This window comes from Arthrobacter sp. sptzw42 (assembly GCF_059089685.1).
On the sequence record NZ_JBNHEX010000004.1, the window covers coordinates 217,143 to 243,232 of the forward strand.

General features: G+C 66.3%; 24 protein-coding genes. 17 read left to right on the top strand and 7 right to left on the bottom strand.

Annotated features, from left to right (window positions below):
• The first annotated feature begins 13 nt into the window (after positions 1-13).
• The 4 genes from AC5RT4_RS07000 to AC5RT4_RS07015 all read left to right on the top strand — a co-directional run bounded on the left by AC5RT4_RS07000 (position 14) and on the right by AC5RT4_RS07015 (position 2,067).
• Positions 14-601 (top strand): hypothetical protein, encoded by a 588-nt coding sequence (locus AC5RT4_RS07000; protein ID WP_494105282.1) that lies wholly within the window; start codon positions 14-16, stop codon positions 599-601.
• Positions 598-1,368: an MBL fold metallo-hydrolase gene (locus AC5RT4_RS07005; RefSeq protein WP_494105283.1), complete on the top strand. Its 771-nt coding sequence runs from the start codon at positions 598-600 to the stop codon at positions 1,366-1,368. The genes AC5RT4_RS07000 and AC5RT4_RS07005 overlap by 4 nt, the downstream gene beginning before the upstream one ends.
• 105 nt (positions 1,369-1,473) lie before the next feature.
• Positions 1,474-1,698, top strand: a complete 225-nt coding sequence (locus AC5RT4_RS07010; protein WP_494105284.1) for a hypothetical protein — start codon at positions 1,474-1,476, stop codon at positions 1,696-1,698.
• Between the two features lie 105 nt (positions 1,699-1,803).
• Positions 1,804-2,067 (top strand): GlsB/YeaQ/YmgE family stress response membrane protein, encoded by a 264-nt coding sequence (locus AC5RT4_RS07015; protein ID WP_494105285.1) that lies wholly within the window; start codon positions 1,804-1,806, stop codon positions 2,065-2,067.
• Positions 2,068-2,212: 145 nt separating this feature from the next.
• Here the strand turns inward: AC5RT4_RS07015 and nhaA are convergent, their stop codons facing one another.
• The 3 genes from nhaA to AC5RT4_RS07030 all read right to left on the bottom strand — a co-directional run bounded on the left by nhaA (position 2,213) and on the right by AC5RT4_RS07030 (position 5,732).
• Positions 2,213-3,553 (bottom strand): Na+/H+ antiporter NhaA, encoded by a 1,341-nt coding sequence (gene nhaA / locus AC5RT4_RS07020; protein WP_494105286.1) that lies wholly within the window; start codon positions 3,551-3,553, stop codon positions 2,213-2,215.
• Positions 3,554-3,672: 119 nt separating this feature from the next.
• A complete protein-coding gene (locus AC5RT4_RS07025; RefSeq protein ID WP_494105287.1) occupies positions 3,673-4,347 on the bottom strand; it encodes a PAS and ANTAR domain-containing protein in 675 nt (224 codons plus the stop codon).
• Positions 4,348-4,511: 164 nt separating this feature from the next.
• Entirely contained in the window at positions 4,512-5,732 is a 1,221-nt protein-coding gene (locus AC5RT4_RS07030) for an FAD-dependent oxidoreductase (RefSeq protein WP_494105288.1), read from the bottom strand.
• A gap of 211 nt (positions 5,733-5,943) precedes the next feature.
• Between AC5RT4_RS07030 and AC5RT4_RS07035 the strand changes: the two genes are divergently transcribed.
• The 5 genes from AC5RT4_RS07035 (at position 5,944) to AC5RT4_RS07055 (ending at position 11,513) form a co-directional block, all read left to right on the top strand.
• Complete coding sequence (locus AC5RT4_RS07035) at positions 5,944-6,606, top strand: arsenate reductase/protein-tyrosine-phosphatase family protein (protein WP_494105289.1); 663 nt, start codon at positions 5,944-5,946, stop codon at positions 6,604-6,606.
• A 115-nt stretch (positions 6,607-6,721) separates the two neighbouring features.
• Entirely contained in the window at positions 6,722-7,819 is a 1,098-nt protein-coding gene (locus tag AC5RT4_RS07040) for an LCP family protein (RefSeq protein WP_494105290.1), read from the top strand.
• 113 nt (positions 7,820-7,932) lie between these two features.
• Positions 7,933-9,609 (top strand): alkaline phosphatase D family protein, encoded by a 1,677-nt coding sequence (locus AC5RT4_RS07045; protein WP_494105291.1) that lies wholly within the window; start codon positions 7,933-7,935, stop codon positions 9,607-9,609.
• Positions 9,610-9,784: 175 nt separating this feature from the next.
• Positions 9,785-10,561 carry a histidine phosphatase family protein gene (locus tag AC5RT4_RS07050; RefSeq protein ID WP_494105292.1) on the top strand — a complete coding sequence of 259 codons (777 nt, stop codon included), beginning with the start codon at positions 9,785-9,787 and terminating at the stop codon, positions 10,559-10,561.
• Complete coding sequence (locus AC5RT4_RS07055; RefSeq protein WP_494105293.1) at positions 10,545-11,513, top strand: NAD(P)H-hydrate dehydratase; 969 nt, start codon at positions 10,545-10,547, stop codon at positions 11,511-11,513. Before AC5RT4_RS07050 ends, AC5RT4_RS07055 begins: the two co-directional genes overlap by 17 nt.
• 182 nt (positions 11,514-11,695) lie before the next feature.
• On the opposite strand, the gene AC5RT4_RS07060 is transcribed toward AC5RT4_RS07055, so the two are convergent.
• Positions 11,696-12,118 carry an Hsp20/alpha crystallin family protein gene (locus tag AC5RT4_RS07060; RefSeq protein WP_494041552.1) on the bottom strand — a complete coding sequence of 141 codons (423 nt, stop codon included), beginning with the start codon at positions 12,116-12,118 and terminating at the stop codon, positions 11,696-11,698.
• Between the two features lie 606 nt (positions 12,119-12,724).
• Between AC5RT4_RS07060 and AC5RT4_RS07065 the strand changes: the two genes are divergently transcribed.
• From AC5RT4_RS07065 to AC5RT4_RS07085, 5 genes are all read left to right on the top strand, one after another.
• The gene (locus tag AC5RT4_RS07065) at positions 12,725-14,962 is read left to right on the top strand and encodes a S9 family peptidase (RefSeq protein ID WP_494105294.1); all 2,238 of its coding nucleotides are present in this window, start codon (positions 12,725-12,727) and stop codon (positions 14,960-14,962) included.
• 120 nt (positions 14,963-15,082) lie between these two features.
• Positions 15,083-15,835, top strand: a complete 753-nt coding sequence (locus tag AC5RT4_RS07070; RefSeq protein WP_494105381.1) for a peptidoglycan-binding protein — start codon at positions 15,083-15,085, stop codon at positions 15,833-15,835.
• Positions 15,836-15,841: 6 nt separating this feature from the next.
• Entirely contained in the window at positions 15,842-18,274 is a 2,433-nt protein-coding gene (locus AC5RT4_RS07075; protein ID WP_494105295.1) for a hypothetical protein, read from the top strand.
• Positions 18,275-18,283: 9 nt separating this feature from the next.
• Positions 18,284-18,490: a hypervirulence associated TUDOR domain-containing protein gene (locus AC5RT4_RS07080; RefSeq protein ID WP_494041549.1), complete on the top strand. Its 207-nt coding sequence runs from the start codon at positions 18,284-18,286 to the stop codon at positions 18,488-18,490.
• Between the two features lie 4 nt (positions 18,491-18,494).
• Complete coding sequence (locus AC5RT4_RS07085) at positions 18,495-19,691, top strand: NAD(P)/FAD-dependent oxidoreductase (RefSeq protein WP_494105296.1); 1,197 nt, start codon at positions 18,495-18,497, stop codon at positions 19,689-19,691.
• A 5-nt stretch (positions 19,692-19,696) separates the two neighbouring features.
• Here the strand turns inward: AC5RT4_RS07085 and AC5RT4_RS07090 are convergent, their stop codons facing one another.
• Entirely contained in the window at positions 19,697-20,281 is a 585-nt protein-coding gene (locus AC5RT4_RS07090) for a GNAT family N-acetyltransferase (protein WP_494105297.1), read from the bottom strand.
• 33 nt (positions 20,282-20,314) lie between these two features.
• On the bottom strand, positions 20,315-21,481 hold the full coding sequence (locus AC5RT4_RS07095; RefSeq protein WP_494105298.1) for an acetate kinase: 1,167 nt from the start codon (positions 21,479-21,481) through the stop codon (positions 20,315-20,317).
• Positions 21,482-21,620: 139 nt separating this feature from the next.
• Here AC5RT4_RS07095 and AC5RT4_RS07100 point away from each other — a divergent pair, with 139 nt between their 5' ends.
• On the top strand, positions 21,621-21,905 hold the full coding sequence (locus AC5RT4_RS07100) for a hypothetical protein (RefSeq protein ID WP_494105299.1): 285 nt from the start codon (positions 21,621-21,623) through the stop codon (positions 21,903-21,905).
• A 58-nt stretch (positions 21,906-21,963) separates the two neighbouring features.
• Here the strand turns inward: AC5RT4_RS07100 and pta are convergent, their stop codons facing one another.
• Positions 21,964-24,042: a phosphate acetyltransferase gene (gene pta, locus AC5RT4_RS07105; protein WP_494105300.1), complete on the bottom strand. Its 2,079-nt coding sequence runs from the start codon at positions 24,040-24,042 to the stop codon at positions 21,964-21,966.
• Positions 24,043-24,276: 234 nt separating this feature from the next.
• Here pta and AC5RT4_RS07110 point away from each other — a divergent pair, with 234 nt between their 5' ends.
• Both AC5RT4_RS07110 and paaK read left to right on the top strand, forming a co-directional pair.
• A complete protein-coding gene (locus AC5RT4_RS07110; protein ID WP_494105301.1) occupies positions 24,277-24,726 on the top strand; it encodes a hotdog fold thioesterase in 450 nt (149 codons plus the stop codon).
• A 6-nt stretch (positions 24,727-24,732) separates the two neighbouring features.
• Entirely contained in the window at positions 24,733-26,085 is a 1,353-nt protein-coding gene (gene paaK, locus AC5RT4_RS07115) for a phenylacetate--CoA ligase PaaK (RefSeq protein WP_494105302.1), read from the top strand.
• Positions 26,086-26,090: the final 5 nt, after the last annotated feature.

The window sequence follows — 26,090 nt, forward strand, 5'->3', positions numbered from 1 at the left end:
AAGGAACGGCACCATGGCTGAAATACCAACGCCTTACACCGCCGGAAAGCCCGGCCTGAAGGAATCCGCGCAGGACCTGCGGGCGCGCATTCCAGGGTGGGGAGCAGACCTCGATCCCGCCGACCGGCCTTCGTTCCCCCGGGAACAGCCCGGGATTGAAACCGGAGCGCACTGGGACTTTCCCGAACGCCAGCAGGAGGAGTGGCCGCGAGAGAGATCCATCGAGCATGCCTTTGTCACGCCTGTTTTTGGCACCTCCACCCCGCCTGCCGGCGCGTCCGGGGCCATTCGTAAATACGCCTATGCCCGGTTCAGTGAGGGCCGGGCGGCGCACTGGCTGCTGCTCATTGCCGCGGACCGGGTGGACGCGTGGGAGCACCACCTGCGCTCGTTGGCCACGCCGCGCCCGGACAACCCGGTGACCGAGACAGGAGTGCTCAGCGAGTTCTCCCGCCACGGCCTGAGCTCCCGCTTCGGCAAAAAACGGGCGGACGTGAACCACCAATGGATCGATCCGATCCTGGTTGGCGGGCCTTGGGTGCTCGCCGGCCTGGGTGGCGTCGCTGCTGTGCGTGCGATCGTGCGGGCAGGCCGGAAATGACACAGGCCACCTCGGGGAAGGCTTCATTCACCACGGTGGCGGACGGCGTGCACTGTGTCTCAGAAGCCTTCGTCAACTTCTACCTGGTGGAGAGCCCTGACGGACTGACCCTGGTGGACTCCGGGCTGCCTGCGATGTGGAAGACGCTGGAGGAATTGGTCCGGGAACTGGGGCACGGGGTGGGCGACATTAAGGCCGTGGTGCTCACCCACGCCCACTTCGACCACCTGGGCCTCGCACACCGGCTGCACACCGGTTTCGAGGTCCCGGTCTGGGTTCACGGCGGCGACTCCTTCATCGCCCGCCACCCCTACAGGTACCAGCACGAAAAGTCCCGCTTCGTCTTCTCGCTCTCCCATCCCCGCGGCCTGCCCGTCCTGGCCAGCATGACCAAGGCCGGTGCCCTGCGGGTGAAGGGTGTGGACGAACTCACCCTGTTTCCCGCCGGGAACGGTACGCTGCCCGTGCCGGGGTCCCCTGAGGTGGTGTTCTCCCCTGGCCACACCGCCGGGCACTGCGGGCTATATCTGCGGGACCGGGACGTGCTGTTCAGCGGGGATGCCCTGGTGACCCTTGATCCCTATTCGGGCCGGACAGGGCCGCGCATCGTGGCCGGGGCTGCCACCATGGACAGCCGGCAGAACCTGGACACCCTCACACAGCTCGCCCGGACCGGCGCCTCCCTGGTTCTTCCCGGGCACGGCCAACCCTGGACTGGCGGCATCGAGGAAGCGGTGGCGGCAGCCCGGCGGGAGGCTGCATCCTGAGCCCGGCGGCTCGTTCTTGACCCAGGAAAATCACGCTGTTGAAACATCCCAGCAATCTGGGCACGGCAAGCTGTGCGTACGGGGATACAACAGCAGGAGGCTCTCATGGAGGCACACAAAGTACTGACGGACCAGCTTCGCATCGGCGACCAGATCGAGGCGTGGCACAACGGCAAGCTCTTCCACCGGGGGCGGGTGACCGACGTCGTACCCGCCCTGGAACTGTTCTGGATCCTGGACGCCAGGACCGGCACGAGGAAGCTGCTGGATCCGGAGGCGCTGGAGATCCGGCACGTCGAGGCACCGGTCGCGCCGGTTGTTACGGCCTGAGGGCGTTAGTTCCCGGGACAACAATAAGCATGCTTACAATAGAGCCATTGCGGCACCCTGCGGCAGTCCGGGCCGAGCCCGGTGACCACCATGAAGGAGCACACCGTGATTGGATTCATTGTTGCCGGCCTGATCATCGGCGCGTTGGCCCGCCTCATTAAGCCGGGCAAGCAGAACCTTGGCCTGCTTGCCACTCTCCTGCTGGGCCTCGTTGGGTCGGTTATTGGCGGAGTTGTGGCGTCCCTGCTGGGCACGGGGGACATTTTCGAACTGAACTTCCTGGGCTTTATCGTGGCTGTCATCGCCGCGGTGCTCCTCATCGGCACCGCCGAGGCGGTCACAGGCCGCCGGAATTCAGTGCGGCGCTAAAACCGCCTAAGCGCCCATTCAAAGTGGGCAGCCGGACGACGTAACGTCATGCAACAGGCCCCGGGATTTCCCGGGGCCTGTTGCAATTAAGTGCTCCCGGCCGGCTGCGGTGACAGCCCGACGCCCGGCCGCTGGCTTGGGCTCCCTACGCCCGGTCCTGGTACACGTCGGGGATGCCGTCCTGGTCCGCGTCCACCTTTTCGGCTTCCTCAGCTTCGCGGTACTGGCGGTTCCTGGTCCGCAGCACGGCCGTGGCCAGCAGCGCCGCCAACAGTGAGGCGGTGAGGATCCCTACTTTGGCGTGGTCGTCGTGCAGGCTGCCCTGGCCGAAACTGAGTTCGGCCACCAGCAGGGACACAGTGAACCCAATGCCGGCCAGGAGGGACACGCCAAAGACGTCAATCCATTTGAAGGACTTGTCCAGCTCAGCCCGGCTGGTTTTGGTCAGCAGCCAGGTGGTGCCCATAATCCCGATCGGCTTTCCGAGAACCAAGCCCGCGATGATGCCGACGGCCACGGGATCAACCAACGCCGAGCCCAGTCCTTCCCAGCCGCCCACGGCCACACCGGCCGAGAAGAACGCGAAGATCGGCACGGCGATGCCTGCGGAGATGGGCCGGAAACGGTGTTCGAAAATTTCTGCCAGCCCCGGTCCTGCTTCGGGCCCGCCGGCAGCCTGTGAGCGGATCACGGGTACGGCGAAACCGAGCAGTACTCCGGCCACCGTGGCATGGATGCCGGAGGCATGGACAAGCGCCCACGTGACCACCCCGAGCGGCAGCAGGATGACCCAGGCCGCGGGCGCCTTCATGCCGAAGAAGTACCGGAATCTGTGCGCCAGGAAGGCATAGAGCGCCAGCGGAATGAGGGCCAGGAGCAGCGGCATGACGTGCAGGTCGCTGGTGTAAAAGAAAGCGATGATGCTGATGGCGATCAGGTCATCTACTACGGCCAGGGTCAGGAGGAAAATCCGCAGCGCGCTGGGCAGATGCGATCCGATGATGGCCAGGACGGCCACCGCGAATGCGATATCCGTGGCCGTGGGGATGGCCCAGCCGCGGATGGTTTCGGGGCTGGCAACGTTGAATGCGACGTAGATCAACGCGGGGACCACTACACCGCCTACTGCGGCAGCCACCGGAACAATCGATTTGTTGATTTGCCGCAGGTCCCCCGCAACGAACTCCCGCTTGAGTTCCAGTCCCACCAGGAAGAAGAAGATTGCCAGCAGCCCGTCTGCCGCCCAAGCGCCGAGGCTGAGGTCAAGGTGCCACGGTTCGTACCCTACTTTGTAATCCCGCAGGGCGAAGTAGCTGTCGGCGGCGGGCGAGTTGGCCCAAACCAGAGCAATGATTGCTGCCGCAACCAGCAGGGCTCCGCCCACGGTCTCTTTGCGAAGGATCTCCCCAATCCGTAGGGATTCGGCATAACTGCCGCGCCCAAAAATAGTGGAGCGGGCGGGGTTGGGCGGGGGCATTTGGCTCATAAAGCGTCCTTATATCCGGGCTCGGCAATTTTATTGCCGACCAGACTTCCCGGCGCACCTTCGGTCCATTCTACAGAGCGAGGCTCGGTTCCCACTCCAAGTTTTGCACTATGACACTTTTAGCCGGCCCGGCGCGCGGCGCTTCCCGGCCACCTGCTGTCATGGGCGATGGCCTTCACTGCGGCGTCGAGGTACCCGCCTGTAGCCGCCGAGTTTGCCAGCTGGACCAGTTCGGCTGCCACCACCACCAGTTTGACGTTGCGGTGGCTGCTGGTGCTCACCAGCACCTGGAAGGCATCGTCAGAGCCCAACTTCAGCTGGCCCATCAGGATTCCCCGCGCCTGGTCGATGACGCTGCGGGTGGAGGTTGCCCCCGCTACGGCTTCGCGGGTTTTTTCCTCGGTTTCACGCTGGAGGGTGGAGGTGAGGTCGATCATGACCCCTTCCATGGCGGTGACTTTCCCTGCCTCACCCATCATGGCTTCCCCGGATGTGAGGACGCGCCGGGTCCTTCCGCGGGAGTCGATAATCCGGTGATACATGCAAAAGTAGCCTCCGGTCTTAATAACCTGTGCCACGATGTCTTCACACTTGGGCCTGTCATCAGGGTGCTTGTGCGAGAACAGCAGCTCCACCGTGGGGACCACTTCGCCGCGCTCATACCCGTGCAGTTGGTACATGCCGTCCGACCATTGAATTTTCCAGCCCTCCACGTCTACGTGGAAGGTGCCCGCCGCGCACTCGTTGCCTCCCAACGCGCTCGAGTACGTGTAGGGGCCGCTCAGCTCAGCCACAGAGCCACCTCCGGTTAAATTGTCAGCCCCACCCAGCGGGCGCAGGCGTCGTTGCCTGTGTTCTTCATTATGGCCAAGAAGCGGCGCGGCGGATAGGCCGGGGCCTCCCCCGCCGCCCGAAGGTGATCGAGCGCGGCCTTTGCGTGCAGCTAGCGCCTGAAGTTTCAGGTACTGCGGCTCTTGACGTGTTCGGGGCGGATTCCTATTCCGACGAAGCGGGCTGTGACCGGACGCAGCAGCGGCGAAGCGGTCCGGATCAGGACCACCAGCCAGCGGGGTGCGATGCGGCGGCCGGCAGTTGCCCTTGCCAGCGCCTTGTGGCCATTCCGCTGCAGCCTTTGCATGATCTTTACGGGTATTTCCCGCCTTCGCTGCACGCCCGCAAGCTTTTCTTCAGGAGCCGCCCCGTTTGCTAGGTCCTCCGCGACGGCGTTGAATAGGGCGACGGCATCCTGGATGGCGAAGTTGACGCCGACTCCGAACATCGGGGACATGGCATGGGCGGCATCGCCGATGGCGATGAATCCTGGCCGGTACCAGCGCCGGAGCCGGTTGATCTGGACTGACAGGAGTTTGACCTGGTCCCAGCCCAAGAGGGTGCCCACCACGGGCTGAAGAACAGGAGCAGCAGCGGTTATCCGTGCCTGAAGGGCGTCGATTCCTCCGGCGCGAAGTTCGTCGAAGCCGCCCTTCGGGATGACCATCCCAGACTGGTACCTGTCGCCGCGGTCGATAGTGAGGACCATTCCCTGGGCGGATACGTATCCAAGGGTGGCCGGCGGTGGCTTGGGCGGTTTTGGCAGGTTGAACCACAGCACGTCGATGGGCACGCCGTATCCATCGGGAGCGAGCCCGGCAGCGGCGCGCAGAACCGAAGCACGGCCGTCCGCAGCGACGGTAAGCGTCGCACGGATGTCCAGTCCGCCGTCGGCCGTTCCCACCTGGACACCGCAAACCTGGCCGTTCTCAATGATGAGGCCGGTGGCTTCGGTGGACATGCGCAGTTCGAAGTTGGGGAAGGCTGCCGCCTCCCGGGCAAGGAAGTTCAGGAAGTCCCATTGCGGGGCGAAGACGAGGAAGTTGTCCGGACGCGGCAGGGTGCTGAAGTCGACGATGGTGATGCGCTGGCCGTCGATAACCGCGTCCAGGGTGGACAAACGCGTCAGCGGCAGTTCCAGGAACTTTTCGCGCAGCCCGATTTCGCCGAGCAGTGTCACGGTGGAGGGATGGACCGTGTCGCCGCGGAAGTCGCGCAGGAAGTCCCCGTGTTTCTCCAGGACGGTTACGCGCAGGCCGTTGCGGGCGAGCAGGTAGCCGAGGACCATCCCGGCCGGGCCGCCGCCGGCGATGACGCAGTCCCGTTCGATAGCGCTTTCCACACTCATATCATCGTGCCTATTGCAGGAAAGTGAGAGAGGATCCAGGGAAACCGTGCGATAAGTGAGAGAGTATCCCGGGAAAACCTGCGTTGTGTGGAAGAGGATCCCGGGAAAACCTGTGTTAAGTGAGAGGGCGTGCGGGGAGGTGCGGCCGGCGTCGGGCGGTTGCGTGTAAGTTGAAAAGCACGGACGCACCGGCTGGAAAGAGAAATCTCCCTTGGACTCACCCGCACCAGTAAGAATCCTGACCGTCTGCACGGGCAACATCTGCCGGTCCCCCGTGGCCGAACGGCTGCTGCAGGCAGGGCTCAACCAGGTGCTGCCGGGCGGTTTCGAGGTTGCCAGCGCCGGGACCCGGGCCATGGTGGGCGACCCCATGCAGCCCATCTCCGCTGACATCGTGCGCACCTTCGGCGGCGACCCTGACAACTTCGCTGCCCGCCAACTGACGCCCAGGATCCTGCGCGGCGTGGACCTGGTGCTGACCATGACCTCCGGGCACCGCGGCGAGGTCCTGCAACTGGACGCGTCCCTCCTTAAACGGACCTTCACCATCCGCGAGTTCGCCCGGATGCTTGACGTCCTGGACGGGCGGGCCGCTGCCTCGGGGGACAAGGAACCTCAGGCAGGATTGTCCGACGATGGAGACCTGCTGGCCGTCAACCATGCCTTCTGGCGGGGCTTGCCGGCGAGCGCAGCGGCCGTGCGGCACCTGTCGCTGCCTGCGGACCCCTCAGAGAACGACATCATCGACCCCTACCGCCGCGCGCCGGAGGTGTACCGGCAGATGGAAGACGAACTCGCTCCGGCCATCGTGTCCATCCTTCGCCATGCACGCCTTAACGCTCCCGTTCCCGGGACGCGTGCCGGGACCTTGTAGCGTTCGGGCAACCCTGTCGCCTTTCCCTGAGATGACAGTTTGGACACGTCTGTAGCCAGGGAGGCCTCGTCGGGCGGACACTGATCCCACCATCCCCACAATGAGGTGAGGCACAATGAGTTCGCCTGGCGGTTCTGAACCCGGCACCAGCCCCTCCAGCCCCCGGCCACGCGGCCCTGTCCTGGCTTCGCTCGGGCGGCGCCGGTGGATTGCTGCACTGCTGGCGCTGGCGCTCGTGGCGGTTGCCGTCGTCGCCGTCGTCAGCCTCAACCGCACGGGCGCTGAGGCACAACCGGCTGCAACGCAAAGCGAAATCCCCTCACCCACCCCAACTGCAACACCTTCCGAAACCCCGCCGCCGGCCCCGCCTCCTCCGCCGCCTATTCCGGAACACCCTGCCGTTGCCATGAACGTCCTGGTGATCGGCAGCGACATGCGGGGCATCGCGAAGGACGCGGCAGCCCATACCGAGGCAACCGGCCAGCCCATGGACCAACGTGCCGATGTCCTGATGCTGGTCCACGTCCCGGCCGACCGCCGGACCCTGTACATCGTGTCCATGAACAGGGACATGTGGGTGGATATCCCCGGCTTCGGCGGAGGGAAGATCAACGCGGGCCTCCAGTACGGCGGGATCGACATGGCCACCCGGACGGTGCAGCAGCTGTTGGGGATCACCATCGACCACACCCTGATGCTGGACTTCGGTGGCTTCAAACTGATGGTGGACGGGCTGGGCGGCATCGACGTGAACGTTCCCGTCCCGTTCCAGTCCACGCACGATACCGGGCACGTCTTCGGGCCGGGTGTGAACCACCTGGACGGCCAGGCGGCGCTGGAGTTTGTCCGGGAGCGGTACGCGTTCGTGGACGGCGACTTCCAGCGCGTGCGCAACCAGCAGATCCTGCTCCGCGCCGTCCTCGCCCGCCTCACTGCCGGCGGCGCCCTGAACGACGTGACGGCCGTCCGGAGCCTGGTGGATTTCGCATCCTGCTGCCTGACGGTGAACAAGGGCTTTGACCCTGTGCAGGCCGCCATCCTCGCATACAGCCTCCGGAACCTGGACGTGAACGCCATCGGTACGATGACGCTGCCTACGGCCGGCAACGGCTTTATCGCCGGGCAGTCGGTGCTGCTTCCGGACTACGGCGCCATCTACGCTGTGGGGGCAGCCCTGCGGGAGGGCCGGATCGGGGAGTTCGCGGTGCCATAGGTCCGGAGCCGGAGGGGCGGGCGGACGTGCCCCGTCCAGCTGTTCAGCCCTGGCTCACCGCCCGTTCATCGAAGGGAAACAGTCTGTGCGCCGGGGGCCGGGAGGCTGGCACCATGACTGACATTTCCCGCCGTACCATCGTCAAAGGTTCCGTCCTCGCTGCCGCACTGGCCGCCACCCCTGCAACTGCCCAGGCTGCCCCCTTCCGCGCGCCCGCCGGCGTTGCTTTGGTCCGCAACCGGCTCACCCTTCCCAGCGGCATCGCCACGGGCGACGTCACCTCCGACTCCGCCGTGCTCTGGTCCCGCGCTTCGGGCGCCGGGCGGATGACGGCGCTGCTGCGGGCGATTGACGACAGCGGCCAGGTCCTGCACGGCCGTGGCTCCTTTGAACGCACCCTGCGCGGGCCGCGCGCCACCCAGGCGTCCGACTTCACTGCCAAGATCCACGCGGGCAACCTGCCGTCCAACACCCGCTTTGCGTTGGAGATCAGTTTCGAGGACGACGGCGGTGCTGCGGGTGAGACGGTCCGCGGCACCTTCCGCACGGCTCCGGACGCCGGGACGGTCAACGGCAAGGGGCGCACCGGCGAGACGAGCGCCGGAGGTGAGGTGCCGGCGTCGTCCGCCCAGAGCTTTGTCTGGACCGGCGACACCGCCGGGCAGGGGTGGGGCATCAACGAGGAGATCGGCGGGATGCGCGGCTACCGGGCCATGCACCAGACCCGGCCGGACTTCTTCATCCACTCAGGGGACACCGTCTACGCTGACGGCCCGCTGACCGAAGCCGTGGTGGAGAAGGACGGGCAGGTGTGGCGGAACCTGGTGACCGAGGAGGTGTCCAAGGTGGCCGAAACCCTCACGGAGTTCCGCGGCCGGCACCGGTACAACTCGATGGACGCCAACATGCGTGCCATGTTCGCGGAGGTGCCGGTGATCGCCAACTGGGACGATCACGAGACCACCAACAACTGGTACCCGGGTGAAATCCTGGATGACCCGCGCTACACCGTCCGCGATGTCAACACCCTTGCGGCCCGCGGCCGGCAGGCGTGGCAGGAGAACATGCCGATCGCCGACTCGTCCGCGCTCTGGCGCCCAGGTACGTTCGAGGATGCCGGCCAGTACCAGCCCGCGCGCATCTACCGGAAGATCAGCCGGGGCCCGCAACTGGACATCTTCTGCCTGGACATGCGCACTTTCAAGTCCCCGAACACCGACGGCAAGGAACCCTACGCCACCAACATCCTGGGTCAGGAGCAGGTGGACTGGCTCGTCCGTGAGGTCACCAGGTCCAAGGCGACCTGGAAGGTGATTGCCGCAGACCTGCCGCTGGGCATCATCGTCCCCGACGGCACCGTGAACCAGGAGAGCCTGGCGAACCGCGACGCCGGCGCGCCGCTGGGCCGCGAGCTGGAGATCGCAGGGGTACTGAGTGCGTTCAAGCACAACCGGGTTAAGAATGTGGTGTGGCTGACGGCGGATGTGCATTACTGCGCCGCCCACCACTACTCCCCCGAGCGCGCCGCCTTCACGGACTTCGATCCTTTCTGGGAATTCGTGGCCGGGCCCATTGCCGCAGGGTCCTTCGGCCCCAATCCCATGGACGGCACCTTCGGCCCGGAGGTGGTCTTCGCCAAAGCCGGGCGCTTTCCCGGCGAGTCACCGCGCGACGGCGAAAACCAGTTCTTCGGGCACGTGCAGTTGGGCGAGGACAGCAGCTTTACCGCAAGCCTCCGCAACGCGAACGGCGCCACAGTGTTTTCGAAGGTGCTGACGCCGGAGAGGTAGCCGGAGCAGTGGGCGGGGCGGTGGGCGGGGCTTCCCGGGGCGCGCGCCACTTGCTGCGCACCGGGGGGTTCCGCCGTCGTCCGTTCCCTGTTGGTCGTTTACTTGCCCCGCCCTCTGGGTACGCCGCTGGTAATGTTCCTGCATTCGGCACGGCACACGGACGGGGTGAGGCTTTGTGAAAGAAGACGGACTGGCAGAGGCTGTCCAGGAAGCCGGGGCGGTGGAGTTGATCCTGATCCGCCACGGTGAGAGTGAAGGCAACGTGGCGGCCACGGATGCGCGGCTGGCCGGAGCGGAGGTCATTGAGGTCCCCGCCCGGGACGCGGACGTAAACCTGTCCGGCACCGGGCAGGAACAGGCCAAGGCCCTGGGTGCCGCGCTGGCCCGCATCGCAGAGGACCTCCGGCCCGACGCAGTGGTTTCCTCCCCCTACGCCCGTGCACGCCAGACGGCCGAGATCGCTGTTGAGGCAGCGGGCTGGCCGGTGAAGGTGCGGACGGATGAACGCCTGCGCGACCGCGAACTCGGCATCCTGGACCGGCTGACGCGCCGCGGTGTTGAAAACCGCTTCCCGGAAGAAGCGGAGCGCCGCGAGTGGCTGGGGAAGATGTACTACCGGCCCCCGGGCGGTGAATCCTGGGCGGACGTGGCACTGCGGCTGCGGTCCGTCCTGGATGAGCTGAACAACCTTGGCACAGGCCACCGGGTAATGCTTGTCTGCCACGACGCCGTGATCCTGCTGTTCCGCTACGTGCTGGAGGGCATGACCGAGCGGGAAATCCTGGACCTTGCGGCCGGCACATCCGTCCTCAACGCTTCCCTGACCCGCTATGTGCGGCCGTCCGGCGAAGGGCCATGGACCTTGGAAAGCTTCAACGTGGCGGACCACCTTACCGAGCAGGGCGTAACAGTGACCGAACACGCAGGAGACGCCAGTGTCCACCCAAAGTGATTCCGTAGCCACCGCCGGAACCGGCACCGCGTCGCCCACGCTGGTGACGCCGTCCCTGCTGCGCGACTGGCCGCTGCCGGCGCCGGGCGCGGACAAGTATTCGCGGGGCTCCGTGCTGGTGATCGGCGGTGCCCGGGCCACCCCCGGAGCGGCACTCCTGGCAGGTACCGCTGCGTTGCGGGCAGGCGCCGGAAAGCTCACGCTCGCCGTGGCCGAGTCGGTAGCAATGCAGTTGGGCGTGGCCCTCCCGGAGTGCGGGGCGATGGGGCTTCCGGAAACCGCCGAGGGGTCGCTGACAGGTGAGGGCCTGGACCGGATTTCTTCTTATCTCGACCGCGCCGATGCGATCCTGGTGGGCCCCGGGCTTGACGATCCGGACCTCGCCGAGGAGCTGCTGCGGGCACTGCTGGACCGGGAATCGGGCGGCTCCGGTGATTCAGGCTCTGGTGGGGGGACCACAGGCGGAGGTCCCGCCGTCGTGCTTGATGCCTACGCCCTCGGCGGCCTGGTGAAGGTGGCGGACCGGCTGGATCCGTGGAAGGGGCGGCTGATCCTCACGCCGAACCCGAAGGAAGCCGCTGTCCTGCTGGAGCGCGACGTGGAGGACCTGCCGGCAGATATTGCTGAGATCGCCGACAAGTTCCAGGCCGTGGTGAGCTGCCAGGGCTTCATCGGCCGACCCTCCGGCGGGGACGCACCGGAGGAATCGGAACTTTGGAAGATGACTACCGGGTACGGAGGCCTGGGAACGTCCGGGAGCGGGGACGTGCTGGCCGGGGCGATCACGGGCCTGCGCGCCCGGGGAACCACCAGCGCGCAGGCGGCATGCTGGGGGACCCACCTTCACGCCGCGGCAGCAGACCGGCTCGCCAGCAGGTTGGGCCCACTGGGATTCCTGGCCCGCGAACTGGCCGACGAATTGCCCGCCCTGATGCTGGAGCTGAACACCTAAAGCCATCCCCGGCGGTTCCAGCCCGGACATGGGACGACCCCCGGCCGAAACCGGGGGCCACCGTATCGGGAAATGCAGGCCTACCCTGCCCGTGCGCGTCCAGCGCTGTGGCGTGCTCAGAATGGCTATCCGCCCAAAAGGCAGTCAACAGTCTTTGCCCGACATCCCGATCCTGCTGGGGACTAGGCGGAAATTTCCTGCTTTGCCCCCTTCGTCTCAATCTCAATTTTACGCGGCTTGGCCTTCTCAGCGACAGGAATCCGCAGGGTAAGGACGCCGGCGTCGTAAGACGCCTTCACGTTGTCGGTGTCCAGGGTGTCACCAAGGATCAGCTGGCGGCTGAACACGCCGCGCGGCCGCTCGGAGGCGATCATCTCGGTATCCTTGCCTACAGGTTCAGGGCGTTCTGCCCGCACCGTCAGGACATTCCGTTCGACATCAAGGTCCACTGAGTCCGCTGCAACACCGGGCAGATCAAAGGCGACTACGAAGTCCTGGCCTTCGCGCCAGGCGTCCATGGGCATCGCTGCCGGACGCGCTGCCGTGCCGAGGACCTGCTGGGCCAGCCTGTCCAGCTCGCGGAACGGATCGGTTCGCATCAACATGGCTTCCCTCCTCGTGAGAGACGGTCCAACATAGTTTTTGTACCAGCCGATCTGTATTGGCTGATATAGATTTTTTAGCACTGGCCAAAAAGATCTGCAAGTGGTTCCGGGAAAAATTTTTCCTGCTCCTGACCGGGCGCCCGGCCACGAAAAGGGGCCTTCGCAGCGTGCGAAGACCCCTTCACGTGACGGGTTGCCGTTCAGCTTCGGGTGGGGTCCGGGCGAAGCGGTGCAGGCCCGGGATCCGGCACCGGCAGCGGCCCGGGAGGCTCCGGCACCGGGAATGGGTTGGGCGGCGGCGGACCAGGATGGCCGGGGTGGGCAGGATCAGGGCTTGGGCCCGGCTCCGGCGGAAACGGCTCGGGCTCGTGCACTGGCGGGATGGTCATAAACTTCCCCTCTCACGCTGGGCGGATGTTGCCTTAGCGGAAACAGAATACGCCTGCCTCCGGAGCCCCACTAGGGCAGCCCCCTCCCGGGTGCGCCGGCAGGCCATGGTCCCGGTTGGCTCGGTTCAGCGACCCAACCTGGCATGGCATCGCCAGGGTTCTCGTCCGGTAGCGAACGGCCGGTTCATTGTCATGGCGGGTGGATATATTTGAACTCATGACCCAGACTCCGCTGCAGGATTCCGCCCGCACCGCCGCCACCGCCCCGAATCCCCCGGTTGCCAAGAAGATCCCGTTCGAGCGGCGTCACCATGGGGACACGTTCGTGGACAACTACGAGTGGCTGCGGAATAAGGATTCTGCCGAGGTAGTGGAGCACCTGGAGGCCGAGAACAGCTACCAGGAAGCGGTCACCGCGCACCAGGAGCCGCTCCGTGAAGCGATCTTCCAGGAAATTAAGGGCCGCACGCAAGAGACGGACCTGTCCGTCCCGCACCGGAAGGACGGCTGGTGGTACTTCAGCCGCTCGGTGGAAGGCAAGGAATACGGCATCCAGTGCCGGGTCCGTGCCGGCAACAGCGGCAACCCGGTGGATGACTGGACGCCCCCGGCGGTGGAACCCGGCGTGGAGATTCCAGGCGAGGAAATCCTGCTGGACGGCAACGTCGAAGCGGAAGGAAAGCCGTTCTTTTCCGTCGGCGGCACAGCTGTCACCGTCGACGGCAACCTCTACGCCTATGCCGTGGACAATGCCGGCGACGAACGCTTCACCCTGCACATTAAGGACCTCCGGACCGGCGAACTCCTGCATGACGTCATCGAGAACGTGTTCTACGGCGTCTCCTTCTCCCCCGACGGCACCCGCATCTTCTACACAGTGGTTGACGATTCCTGGCGCCCGTACCAGGTCAAGGCCCACACACTGGGAACGCCCGTCAGCGAGGACGTGGTGGTTTACCAGGAGGACGACGTCGCCATGTGGCTGGGCTTCGAACTCTCCGCGGACCGGCGCTACCTCGTGCTGGGCATCGGCTGCTCCGAGTACAGCGAAACGCGCCTGCTCCGTTTCGATGATCCCAGCCAGGAACTCACCACCGTGATTTCCCGCGATGAGCGCGTGCTGTACGAGGCCGAACCCTTCCTGCTGCCGGGCCCGGACGGCCTAAAGACCGAACGCATCCTGCTCACCCACAACCGCGGTGCCATCAACTCCATGGTCTCCCTGACGGACTGGGCAGAGCTTCACAAGCCGCTCGCCGATCAGCGGTGGGACACCGTCGTCGAACACTCCGGGGACGTCCGCGTCAACGGCGCAGGCGTTACTTCCACACACCTGGTCGTATCCATCCGCAAAGACACCATCGAGCGCGTGCAGGTGATCGGGCTTGAAGGCCTGGGCACGGCTGCCCAGGAAGCGGCCGTTGAGCCCGCCTTTGATGAGGAGCTGTACACCGCTGGAGTCGGGGGCTCGGACTACGAGGCGCCGGTAATCCGCCTCGGCTACACGTCCTACTTCACGCCCTCGCGCGTTTATGATTTTGTGCTGCCCACTCCCCGGCAGCCCGCGGGTGAGCTGCTGCTAAGGAAGGAAAGCCCGGTCCTGGGCGGCTACGACGGCAAGGACTACGTGGCCACCCGCGAATGGGCAACGGCGGCAGACGGCACGCGGATCCCTCTCTCCGTGCTGCGCCACAAGGCGGTCAAGCAGGATTCGACGGCGGCCGGCCTGGTGTACGGATACGGCTCCTATGAATTGAGCATGGATCCCGGCTTCGGCATCGCCCGGCTCTCCCTGCTGGACCGCGGTGTGGTGTTTGTGATCGCCCACATCCGCGGCGGCGGCGAGCTGGGCCGGCACTGGTATGAGGACGGAAAGAAGCTCGCCAAGAAAAACACCTTTACCGATTTCGTCGCTGCCACGGACTGGCTGGCGCACTCGGGCTGGGTGGACCCGGCGCGGATCGCGGCCATGGGTGGCTCGGCCGGCGGACTGCTGATGGGGGCCGTGGCCAACATGGCCCCGGAGAAGTACGCCGCGATTGTGGCCCAGGTGCCGTTCGTGGACGCCCTCACCACCATCCTGGACCCGGAGCTGCCGTTGTCCGCCCTTGAGTGGGAGGAATGGGGCAACCCCATCACGGACCCGGAGGTTTACGCCTACATGAAGTCGTACTCCCCCTACGAGAACGTCCGCGCGGCGGCCTACCCGAAGATCGCCGCCGTGACGTCCTTCAACGACACCCGCGTGCTGTTTGTGGAGCCGGCAAAGTGGGTGCAGGAGCTGCGGAACCGGACCACGGGCTCTGAACCGGTGGTGATGAAAATCGAGATGGACGGCGGGCACGGCGGCGCGTCCGGCCGCTACGTGCAGTGGCGCGAAAGGGCCTGGGACTACGCGTTCATCGCCGATTCACTCGGAGCCACTGAATTGCTTCCCGGCGCTGGCCTGCGGTAATACCCCCGCAAAAGGATCTGCTCCGGTACCGAAAAAAGCTAACCATGCTTACTATTGTCTGGCGCTGGCTGCCCGCTGGGGGCAGGCCAACCGGTGCCGGATGTGGAGGTTTGCGTGAGCATGGAAAAGGAAATGCGTCCCCTGACCGACGACGAACTGCTGTCGGAGCAGGCAACAGCGCTGCCGGACAAGGAAGTTGCTTCTGTCCTTGACCTGAATGCGGATCTGGACCTCGGCATCGACGCCGCCGCACCGATCGACCTTGCCGTGGCGGCGAACGCCAACGTGGCCGCGCCGATTGACGCCGCGGCCTCTGCAAACATCCTCTCCTACGGATCGGACGCACAGGCACTCGCCGATCAGGGCGTCATGATCGAACAGGGCATTGCGGCGGACGCGAACGCCCAATCCACCCAGGACAGCATCATCGACCAGGGCAACGACACCGTAGACGACGGCGGTGCCACCACCGAGGCGGGCGGCACCGAAGCTGCTGGCACTGGCACCACTCCCGACGCCGGCAGCCTCCTTCCCGACGGTACGTCCACCGATGGCATCGTGCCTGAAGACGGCCTGGGCGGAGAACTGCCCGACGTCGGCGCCCTGCCGGTGGATCCAGCAGCCGCGCTGGACGGTGACCTGCTCAACGTCAACGTGGACCTCGCCGCCGATGCGGACATCGCCGCGCCGATCAACGGCGCAGTAGCCGCCAACGCGAACGTCGCCGCCCCGATCGACGCTGCCGTCGCCGCGAACATCGGTTCCATCGACAGCCAGGCCTATGCCGTGGCCGAACAGGACGCCATTATCTCCCAGCACATCGAGGGCGAGGCCAACGCCTCCGCTGACCAGCAGTCCGACCTCGAGCAGTAAGCACAGATGAGCCGCACTACCGGCGGGCTGCGCTCCCAGGGCAGCCCGCCACCGTCCGCTGCCCCCGTTACCGGGCACCCGCTGCTGGTTCCCGCCCTGGCCGACGGCGTCCAGCTGATCGGCAGGGCCGAGGGATCGGGCTACCGGGAGGCGCCCTCGCTGGTCCGCCGCGCGGACGGTCAGACCCTCCAGCTCACACCACTGCTGTTTCTGGTGCTCGAGGCGGTGGACGGCCAGCGCGGCCTCGAGGAGATCGCCCAGCACGCCAGCGCCGCTTCCCGAAGGCTGGTCAGCGCGGACAACGTCCGCACGCTGATGGACTCCCAGCTCCTGCCGTTGGGCCTGCTCCGCCTCGCGGACGGGTCCCAGCCGGAGGTCCGGAAAGCTGACCCGCTGCTGGGGATGCGCTTCCGCTACACGGTGACGGATCCGAAGCGCACCCGCAGGATCACCGCGCCCTTCGCAACCCTGTTCAACCCGTTGATCGTGGCAGCGGTGACCGCGGCATTCCTGGCAGTGAGCTGGTGGGTGCTCATGGTGAAGGGGCTCGGATCGGCCACCCATGAAGCGTTCGAAAACCCTGTCCTACTCCTGCTGATCTTTGCCATCACCATCGTCTCCGCGGGCTTCCACGAGTTCGGGCACGCCGCCGCCGCGCGCAGGGGCGGAGCCACGCCCGGGGCCATGGGCGCCGGGCTATACCTGGTCTGGCCGGCCTTTTTCACGGACGTCACCGACTCGTACCGGCTGGGCCGCGGCGGCAGGCTGCGGACAGACCTCGGCGGCCTGTACTTCAACGCGATAATTGCGGTGGCCGTCATGGGCCTGTGGTGGGCCACCGGCTTTGATGCGCTGCTGCTGGTGGTAGTAACCCAGATCCTGCAGATGGTCCGACAACTGCTCCCCCTGGTCCGGTTCGACGGTTACCACATCCTGGCCGACGCCACGGGGGTGCCCGACCTCTTCCAACGCATCAAACCCGTACTGCTGGGCCTGCTCCCCTGGCGTTGGAAAAGGCCGGAGAACAAAGTCCTCAAGCCATGGGCCCGGGCAGTGGTCACGGCGTGGGTGCTGGTCACCGTGCCGCTGCTGCTGTTCAGCCTGGCCATGATGGTGCTCGCCCTGCCGCGGCTGTTGGCCACTGCATGGAGCAGTGCCGCCAGGCAGCAGGAACTGCTGGCCGAAAGCCTCTCCGCCGGGGACCCTGCCGGCGCCGCCGTACGTGTCCTGGCTATCGTGGCCGTCGCCCTTCCTGTGCTGGGCATGCTCTACATCCTGCTGCGGCTGCTGAGGCAGCTGGTCACCGGGCTCTGGCAGAAGACCCGCGGCAAGGTCCTGCAGCGCACCGCCGCCATGGGCGCGGTGACGGTACTGCTGGCCGGGCTGGCCTGGGCCTGGTTGCCCGACGGCGGGACGTACCGTCCGGTGCAGCCATACGAACGCGGCACGCTGGCTGACGCAACAGCGTCCGTCCTCCCGGCAGCAAGCACCGTCCTGCGGGAGGGCGGCAGCGGAATGACACTGGCGCTGTGGCCTGATGCTGCGCCCCTGCCCACCCGGGAGAACCCGCAGCTGAGCATGGTGCTGGTTCCGGTGGAGGCTTCGCCGGGGTCCGGCCCTACCAGGTCCCCGTCTTCTTCTCCCGGCTCCGCCGCCCCGTCCTGGGTGTTCCCGTTTGACCGGCCGGCCGCCTCGAAGGAGGACGGCAACCAGGCGCTTGCCGTGAACACCACCGACGGATCAGTCACCTACAGCGTGGCTTTCGCGCTGGTGTGGGCCGAGGACGGCGGACCCGTCGATACCCGGAACGAGGCCTACGCCTTTGCCAGCTGCACCGGCTGCGCCGCCGTGGCGGTGGGCTTCCAGGTGGTCCTTGTCGTAGGCCAGGCGGACGTGGTGGTACCGGAAAACCTGTCCGCGGCCGCCAACTACAACTGCGTTGAATGCCTCACCTACGCCCTGGCCAGCCAGCTCGTCCTAACTTTGGACGGTCCCCTGAGCGATGCCGGCATGGAGCAGCTCATGGCGCTGTGGGCCGAAATCGCCGAGTACGGCCGGAACATCCACAACGTTCCGCTCTCGGAAATCCAGGCCCGGCTTGCCGCCTACAAGGAGCAGATTCGGGCCATCATCAAGGCTGATCCAAGCGCCGCCCAGTCTAACGAGACGCTGGCGCCGGTTGCTACGGACACCGCTGCGCCCCCAACTGCGCCGGCAGCGGGCACCGCGCCCACCGAAACCCCTGCTACTGGCGAAACACCCGCAACCGCGCCGGCACCTGCTCCGGCAGGAACCGGGGCCGCCACCGCCCCGGCGACGCAGCCCGCCCCCGTTGACCCGCCGGCGTCGTACGCGCCCATTGAGCCGCCGGTGCCAACGGCGGATACTGGGGGCACGGCGCCCGCCGCTGAGCCCCGACCCACCGAAAACCCCAGCTAGGAGAACAGAATGTCGTTAAGCAAGGGAACGTCCGTGGAGTGGAACACCTCGCAGGGCAAGACGCACGGCAAAATTGTGGAGAAGAAAACCAGCGACTTCGAGCTGGACGGACACACGCACCGGGCCAGCGAGGACGAACCGCAGTACATCGTAGAATCCGCGAAGACCGGCGCACGGGCAGCACATAAAGCCTCCGCCCTGACGGAAAAGAAGTAACCCGGTGGCAGCACAGCACGAAGTGGTCATCATCGGCGGTGGGAACGCCGGAATCGCGCTGGCGGCCCGGCTGGAGCGCTACGGCGTGAAGGACGTGGCGGTGGTTGAGCCGAAGGACCACCACCTCTACCAGCCGCTGTTCTCCCACATTGCCGGGGGCAGGGCGTCCGCGAAGGAAGCGGTCCGGACCCAGGAGTCAGTGATTCCCAAAGGCGTCAGGTGGATCCGGGACAGCGCAGTGGCCGTGGACACCGACGCCAACACCGTAAGCCTGGCGTCAGGATCAGCTGTTTCCTACGGCCAGCTGGTGGTCTGCCCGGGAATACAGTTCGACTGGGCCGCGGTGCCCGGCCTGGCCGAGGCAGTGCATTCACCGCACGGCACTTCGCACTACGAGTTTGAGCTGGCATCTAAGACCTGGACCCTCCTCAGCGGACTGACATCGGGCACGGCAGTGTTCACCATGCCGGCAGGTCCTGCCACGTGCGCCGGCGCGAGCCAGAAACCCATGTACCTTGCCTGCGACTACTGGAAGGAACAGGGCGTCCTGGACAAGATCCGGGTTGTGATGGTCCAGCCCTATCCCACTGTTTTCGGGGTGCCGGAGGTTGACCGGGAGCTGGACCGCAAGATTGCGGAGTACGGCATTGAGTTGTGGACCAACAGCGAACTCGTAGCCGTGGATGCCGCCAGTCAGAAGGCGACCATCCGGAACACCGAGTCCGGCGCTGAGGAGAACCTGCACTACGACGTCCTCAACGCCGTCCCGCCCCAGTCCGCGCCTGACTGGCTCAAGGCGTCAAACCTGCCGGCAGCCGGGGACGACGGCGGCTTCGTTGAGGTGGACCGGCAGACGCTTCGGCACATCCGGATCCCCAATGTCTGGTCCCTGGGCGACGCCGCGGCTACCACCAATTCGAAAGCCGGCGGAGCCCTCCGTAAACAGACGATGGTCCTGGCCAAGAACCTGGTGGCCGCCCGGAAGGGGAAACCGCTGCCGGCCAAGTACAACGGCTACTCCGTCTGCCCGTTCACGGTATCTCGCAATACCGTGGTGTTTGCCGAGTTTGATGACCGGTACCGTCCCATGCCCACCATCCCGCGCATCCCCACATGGAACGAGAGCAAGCTGTCCTGGGTGGTGGACCGGGACCTCTTCCCGCAGGTCTACTGGAACCTGATCCTCAAGGGGCGTGCGTAGCCCAGTCAGCCGCCCTGCCGGGCCTGCCGCTTAAGCGCCTGGTCCACGCGCCACTCGTCAGCCAGGACTGCATAGATCAGCTCGGTGGCCCACTGGCCTTTGTAGTGCCATTTGTCCACGTGCCGCGCTTCCTGCCGCATGCCCAGGCGGCAGCAAAGCGCAGCAGATGCTGCGTTCAGTTCATCAAGGCGCGCCTCGATCCGGTGCATGCCCAGCTCCTGGAAGCCGAGGCGGAGCACGGCCGCCGCCGCTTCCGTGGCGTAACCCTTGCCCCTGGCCCCGGGCGCCAGGCTCCAGCCCACTTCGCCCTGGCCGTATCCCGGCAACCATTTGAGGACCACCTCACCCTGCAGCCCGCCGTCGTCCTCTGCCTCGACGGCGAGCGCCACCCAGTCGCCCTCCTTCGCGAAAACAAAGTTCGCGTACCGGCCCACCCGCTCCATTGACTGCGTGTAAGTTTTGGCCGGTCCGGGCAGGAAGCGGGCGGTCTCAGCCAGTGAATGGTAGGCATGGAACGCATCAAGGTCGCCGCCTTCGAAGCGGCGCAGGATCAGCCGTTCGGTACGGATGGGCAGGGTGATATCAGGCATGGGGAAAGGCTGCTCCTTGGTTCAGGAGGGCGGTTACCGCGCCACTGAGGCGGAAACGACGGCGGCTGTCGCCTCCGCGATGGCCCGCTCCTCATCGGTGGGAATCACCAGGACAGGGATGGCGGACTGCGGCGTGGAAATAACGCGCGGCTCCCTGGACCGCTCTGCGTTTAGGCCGGGGTCGAGCTGTATGCCCAGGGCGCCCAGCTTCTCCGCCACGAGCGACCGGAACTGGTGGGAGTTCTCGCCGATTCCGGCGGTAAATACGAGTGCCTTGGCTCCGCCCACGGCCACGTGGTAGCCGCCGATGTACTTGGCCAGCCGGTAAGAGGTAACCGCGAGCGCTGTGTCCGCCCTGGCGTCGCCGGATTCTGCGGCCTCCACGACAGAGCGCATGTCGTTGTTGCCGGCCAGGCCCTTCAGCCCGGATTCCCGGTTCAGCATGGTGTCGAGGTCTTCCGGGGTCCAGCCCGCCCTGCCGAGGAAGACCAGGATGGAGGGGTCGAGATCCCCTGAGCGGGTTCCCATCACCAGGCCCTCCAGCGGGGTGAAGCCCATGGACGTATCCACCGAGCGGCCGCCCCGGATCGCGGTGGCGGAGGCGCCGTTGCCCAGGTGGGCGATGACGCCGTCGAACTCATCAACCGGAAGGTCCAGCAGTGCCGCGGCCTGGCGCGTCACGTACTCGTGGGACGTGCCGTGGAAGCCGTAGCGGCGGATGCCGTGGTTTGTGTAGAGTTCATCCGGCACGGCGTAGCGCCACGCCTGCTCCGGAAGGGTGCGGTGGAACGCGGTGTCAAAGACGGCCACCTGGGGCATGTCCGGCCACTTTTTGGTGATGGCGCGGATACCCAGCACGTTGGCGGGGTTGTGCAGGGGCGCCAGCGGGTTGAGCCGTTCGATGGCGCGGGTGATTTCGTTGTCTACCAGCACGGGTTCCGCGAAACGCTCGCCGCCGTGCACCACCCGGTGCCCCACCGCGGCCAGCTCCAGGTCGCCGAGCTCCTGGTGGATGGCGGCGTCCACCTGTTCCAGCGCCTCGGCATGGTCCCGGGGGCCCACGATCTCGCCGTCCCCGTCACCGCCGTTGCCCATCCCGATCTTTTCGATCAGCCCCTCCGTGAGTACGCTCCCGGCAGCGACATCACGCACCTGGTACTTGAGCGAGGACGAGCCGGAATTGATGACGAGGACGAGCATGCGGGCCTCCTGAGCCTGGCGTCTGCGGTTCAAACCACACTATAGGTTGCCCCGGCAGCGGCGCTGTTTCCTTGCGGATGGAAGCCGGCTGTGCCTAGAGTCGGCGGACAGGCTGGACCACGCCCGAGAGGACACTTCCATGACGAACGAGCCCACTTCGATCGACGAGAACGACCCCACCAACACCGGATCCAGCAGCACCGCGCCGCTGAACGCTGGGGGCTCCGGCACCAAGGACCCTGCCGGCGTCGAGGGCGCCAACCCCGCCCTGGATGACACCGGCGCCAGCAAGGCCGGTGAAACGGGCGAGTCCCCGCAGGCGCCGGAGAACCTTGAGGACCTCGACCTCACCCCGCAGGGCCTGTCCGATGAGCCGGCCAAGCAGGAGGACTCCGAGAGCTTGGCGAAGCCGGACAACAGCTGACCCACGCGAAAGGACGACGCCGGCCCCCACCCGGGTGCCGGCGTCGTCCTTTGCGTGCTTACAAAGCCGGCGCCTGCGCCTGGATGGCTGTGATGGCCACCGTGTTCACGATGTCCTCCACCGTGCAGCCGCGGGAGAGATCGTTGACCGGCTTCCGCAGGCCCTGCAGGACTGGCCCGACGGCGACGGCACCGGAGCTCTGCTGCACCGCCTTGTAGGTGTTGTTGCCGGTGTTAAGGTCCGGGAAGATAAACACGGTGGCCTGGCCGGCCACCGAGGATCCCGGCATTTTGGACTCCGCGATCGAGGCATCCACGGCGGCGTCGTACTGGATGGGGCCTTCGACGGCGAGATCAGGGCGGCGCCGCCGCACCAGTTCGGTGGCCTGCCGCACCTCGTCCACCGCCTCACCTGAGCCGGAGCCGCCGGTGGAGTAGGACAGCATGGCCACCCGCGGCTCCACGCCGAACTGCGCAGCCGTTTCAGCTGAGGCGAGCGCGATGTCCGCCAGCTGCTCAACGTTAGGGTCCGGGTTCACTGCGCAGTCGCCGTAGACCAGCACCCGGTCCGGCATCAGCATCAGGAACACCGAGGAGACGATCTTCACGCCCTCGCGGGTCTTCACGAACTCCAGCGCCGGCCGGATGGTGTGCGCGGTGGTGTGGGCCGCGCCGGACACCATCCCGTCCACCACACCGAGCTGGACCATCATGGTGCCGAAGTAGCTGACGTCCTGCATGATTTCCAGGGCCTTGGGGAGGTCAACACCCTTGTGTGCCCGCAGCCCCGCGTACTGCTCGGCGAATTTTTGCCGCAGGTCCGAGGTGGCAGGGTCCACGATGTTGATTCCGGACAGGTCGATGCCGCGGGCGGCGGCCAGCTCGCGGACATCCGACTCCGGCCCCAGGACAGTGAGGTCACAGACGTCGCGGCGGTGCAGGATCTCCGCAGCCCGCAGGATGCGTACATCCGTCCCCTCGGGGAGGACCACGTGCCGTCGCTGGCCGCGGGCCCGCTCAATGAGGTCGTGGAGGAAGCGGAGCGGGGTCATTCGTTCGGCCCGCGGCAGGTGCAGCCGCTCCATCAGCTCGGCCTCATCCACGGTGCGGGACCAGAGCCCCAGGGCGGAGGCGACCTTGCGGCGGTGGCCGGACCAGATCTCGCTCCGGACCTCAGAGACGCGGCGCGCGGTGGTGTAGGTATCGTCCGCGGCGGCGAACACCGGGAATGGTGCCTGTGCCAGGAGCGGGTAGATGTTGGCATCCGGTGCCAGGCCGCCGGTGAGGATCAGCGCCGAGGCCACCGGGAATTCGGGTGAGAAGGACGACGCCAGGCACGCGACCATCACGTCCGCGCGGTCTCCGGGGACGATCACCAGGGCGCCCTCGTCAAGGACGTTCAGGAAGTTGCCCACGTTCATGGCCGCCACCTTGATGTCCTTCACGTCCCGCTCCATGTCCGCACGGCCGGCGATCTGCCGGACACCCAGGGCCGCGGCAACTTCACCCGTGGTGGGACGCGCGATCTCCTCGAGCTCGGGCAGGACGTACACCGGCCGTTTGGAGGCGCCGGGCTTCACGGCGGCAGCGATAGCCTCGACGTCGTCCGGATCAGCGCGGTTCACCATGATGGCCAGCAAGGCGCACTTCTCGGCGGCGAGCTCCTTGCGGGCCACCTCGACGGCGGCCGCGGCCTCCGCCACGGTCCGCCCCTTGGCGCCCACCACCGCAACCACGGGGGCGGCGAGGTTGTTGGCCAGGCGGGCGTTGAGGTCGAACTCGACGGCGGCATCCTGGCCGATGAGGTCGGTGCCCTCCACTATTACCACGTCGCAGTGGCGGGAGATTTCCGCGAAGATCTCCACGCAGCGGGAATCAATGTCCTCGCGTCTGCCATCTGCAAGCAGGGACCTGACCTCCTCGTGGGTCAGGCCGCCGCGGCATCGCTCATCTTCCAGGGCGAACCGCGATTTCATCAGGGCCACCATGGGATCGTCCGCCGCGTCCGGGCCGTGGACCACGGGCTTGAAGAAACCGATCCTGTCCGCATGACGGTGCAGGGTGTCCGCCAGGCCCAGGGCCACAAGGGACTTGCCCGATCCGGGAGTGGTTGCGCTGACGTAGATGCTTTTGGCCATGGTCCGCCCTTTTGCTGTTCTGCTGGTTCCGGTCCTCCCATCCTTGCACTTTTCGCCGGAATGGCTTCGGGCAGTCCGGACTCGTGGCCCACATAAGTGGCGCCGCCGTGCCTTTTCCACCACTCGGACCGGGACGCGGCGCTGACCCGGTCCGGCGGGCACGCCCTTGACACCGGACCGCCTCATGGGATTACCTAATGAACATTCGGTAAATAAAGCTGGAGGCAATGACGCATGGCTGAAACAACAGTTTCCGGGGCCATCCACCCCATCCTGGAAAACGACTACGCCTCCATCTGGATGGGAATCGAAGTCCTTGCCGTCAGCGAGGGCCATGCCACCATCCGGATGACACTCCGCCAGGAAATGCTCAACGGCTTCGGCATGGCGCACGGCGGAATGATCTTCGCCTTCGCGGACTCCGCCTTCGCCATGGCCTGCAACCCGGTCCACCCGGCGCCCGGCGAGGAAAACAACATCACTGTAGCCGCCGGCGTCGACATCAACTTCCTTAAGCCGGCCTACCGCGGACAGGTGATTACCGCCGTCGCGGACCGCCGTTCCAGCGCCGGCCGCAGCGGCCTGTACGACATCCAGGTTTTCGCTGCCGACCCGGGCGCCCAGGCTCCGGGTGAACTCATCGCTGAGTTCCGCGGACGCAGCCGGACCATCCCCAAGAAGTAGGACACCATGACCCTCCACGCCCCCGAAACACCCACGCCCACTGCCTCCGGCGCCGAACTTGACCGCGAAGAAACGATCTCCCGCGACGAGCTCGAAGCCCTGCAGCTCAGCCGCCTGCAGCATACCGTTGCCTACGCCTACGAGCGCGTGCCCCTGTACAAGCGCAAATTCGACGACGCCGGCATCCACCCCGGGGACCTGCGCGAACTCAGCGACCTCGGCAATTTTCCCTTCACCACCAAGGACGACCTGCGCGCCGAATACCCGTTCGGGATGTTCGCCGTGCCGCAGGGTGAAGTAGCCCGCGTCCACGCCAGCTCGGGCACCACGGGCCGGCCCACCGTCGTCGGCTACACCAAACAGGACCTGGCGGACTGGGCCAAGCTCGTGGCCCGCAGCTTCCGCGCCTCCGGCATCCGCCCCGGGATGAAGGTCCATAACGCCTACGGCTATGGGCTGTTCACCGGCGGGCTCGGCGCGCACGCCGGAGCAGAGGCTTTGGGCTGCACCGTCATCCCGATGTCCGGCGGGCAGACCGAACGCCAGATCCAGCTCATCCAGGACTTCCAGCCGGATGCCATCCTGGCCACGCCCACCTACCTCCTGACCATCGCCGACGCCATGGCGCACATGGGCATCGACCCCGCCTCCACGTCCCTGAAGTTCGCCGTCCTCGGCGCCGAACCCTGGACCCAGGAGATGCGGCACGAACTCGAAGTCACCATGAACATCAAGGCCTGCGACATCTACGGCCTTTCCGAAGTGATGGGCCCGGGCGTCGCCGGCGAGGCGGTGGAAACCCAGGACGGCAGCCACATCTGGGAGGACCACTTCCGCCCCGAAATCATCGACGCCTTCAACCCCGTGGTGGGCAAGGAGAATGTCCTGCGCGACGGCGAACACGGCGAACTCGTCTTCACCTCGCTTACCAAGGAAGCACTGCCCATCATCCGGTACCGCACCAAGGACCTCACCCGGCTCCTGCCCGGCACCGCCCGCCCCGCGCACCGGAGGATGGGACGCATCACCGGCCGCAGCGATGACATGATCATCCTGCGCGGCGTGAACCTCTTTCCGTCCCAGATCGAGGAAATCGCCCTCCGCATCCCCGAGCTCAGCCCACACTTCCAGCTCGAACTCACCCGGCCCGAGGGCCAGCGGATGGACCAGCTGACGGTCCGGATTGAACGCCGGGACGCCGTGACCTCCGAGCAGAGCGCGACGGCGGCGCGAACCCTGCAGGAGCAGATCAAGATCCACGTGGGTTCTTCGTGCTCCGTGGACGTCGTGGAGCCGGGCTCGCTGGAGCGGTCCAACGGCAAGCTGAAGCGCATCTACGACCTCCGGCCCAAGGGCTAGGGGCA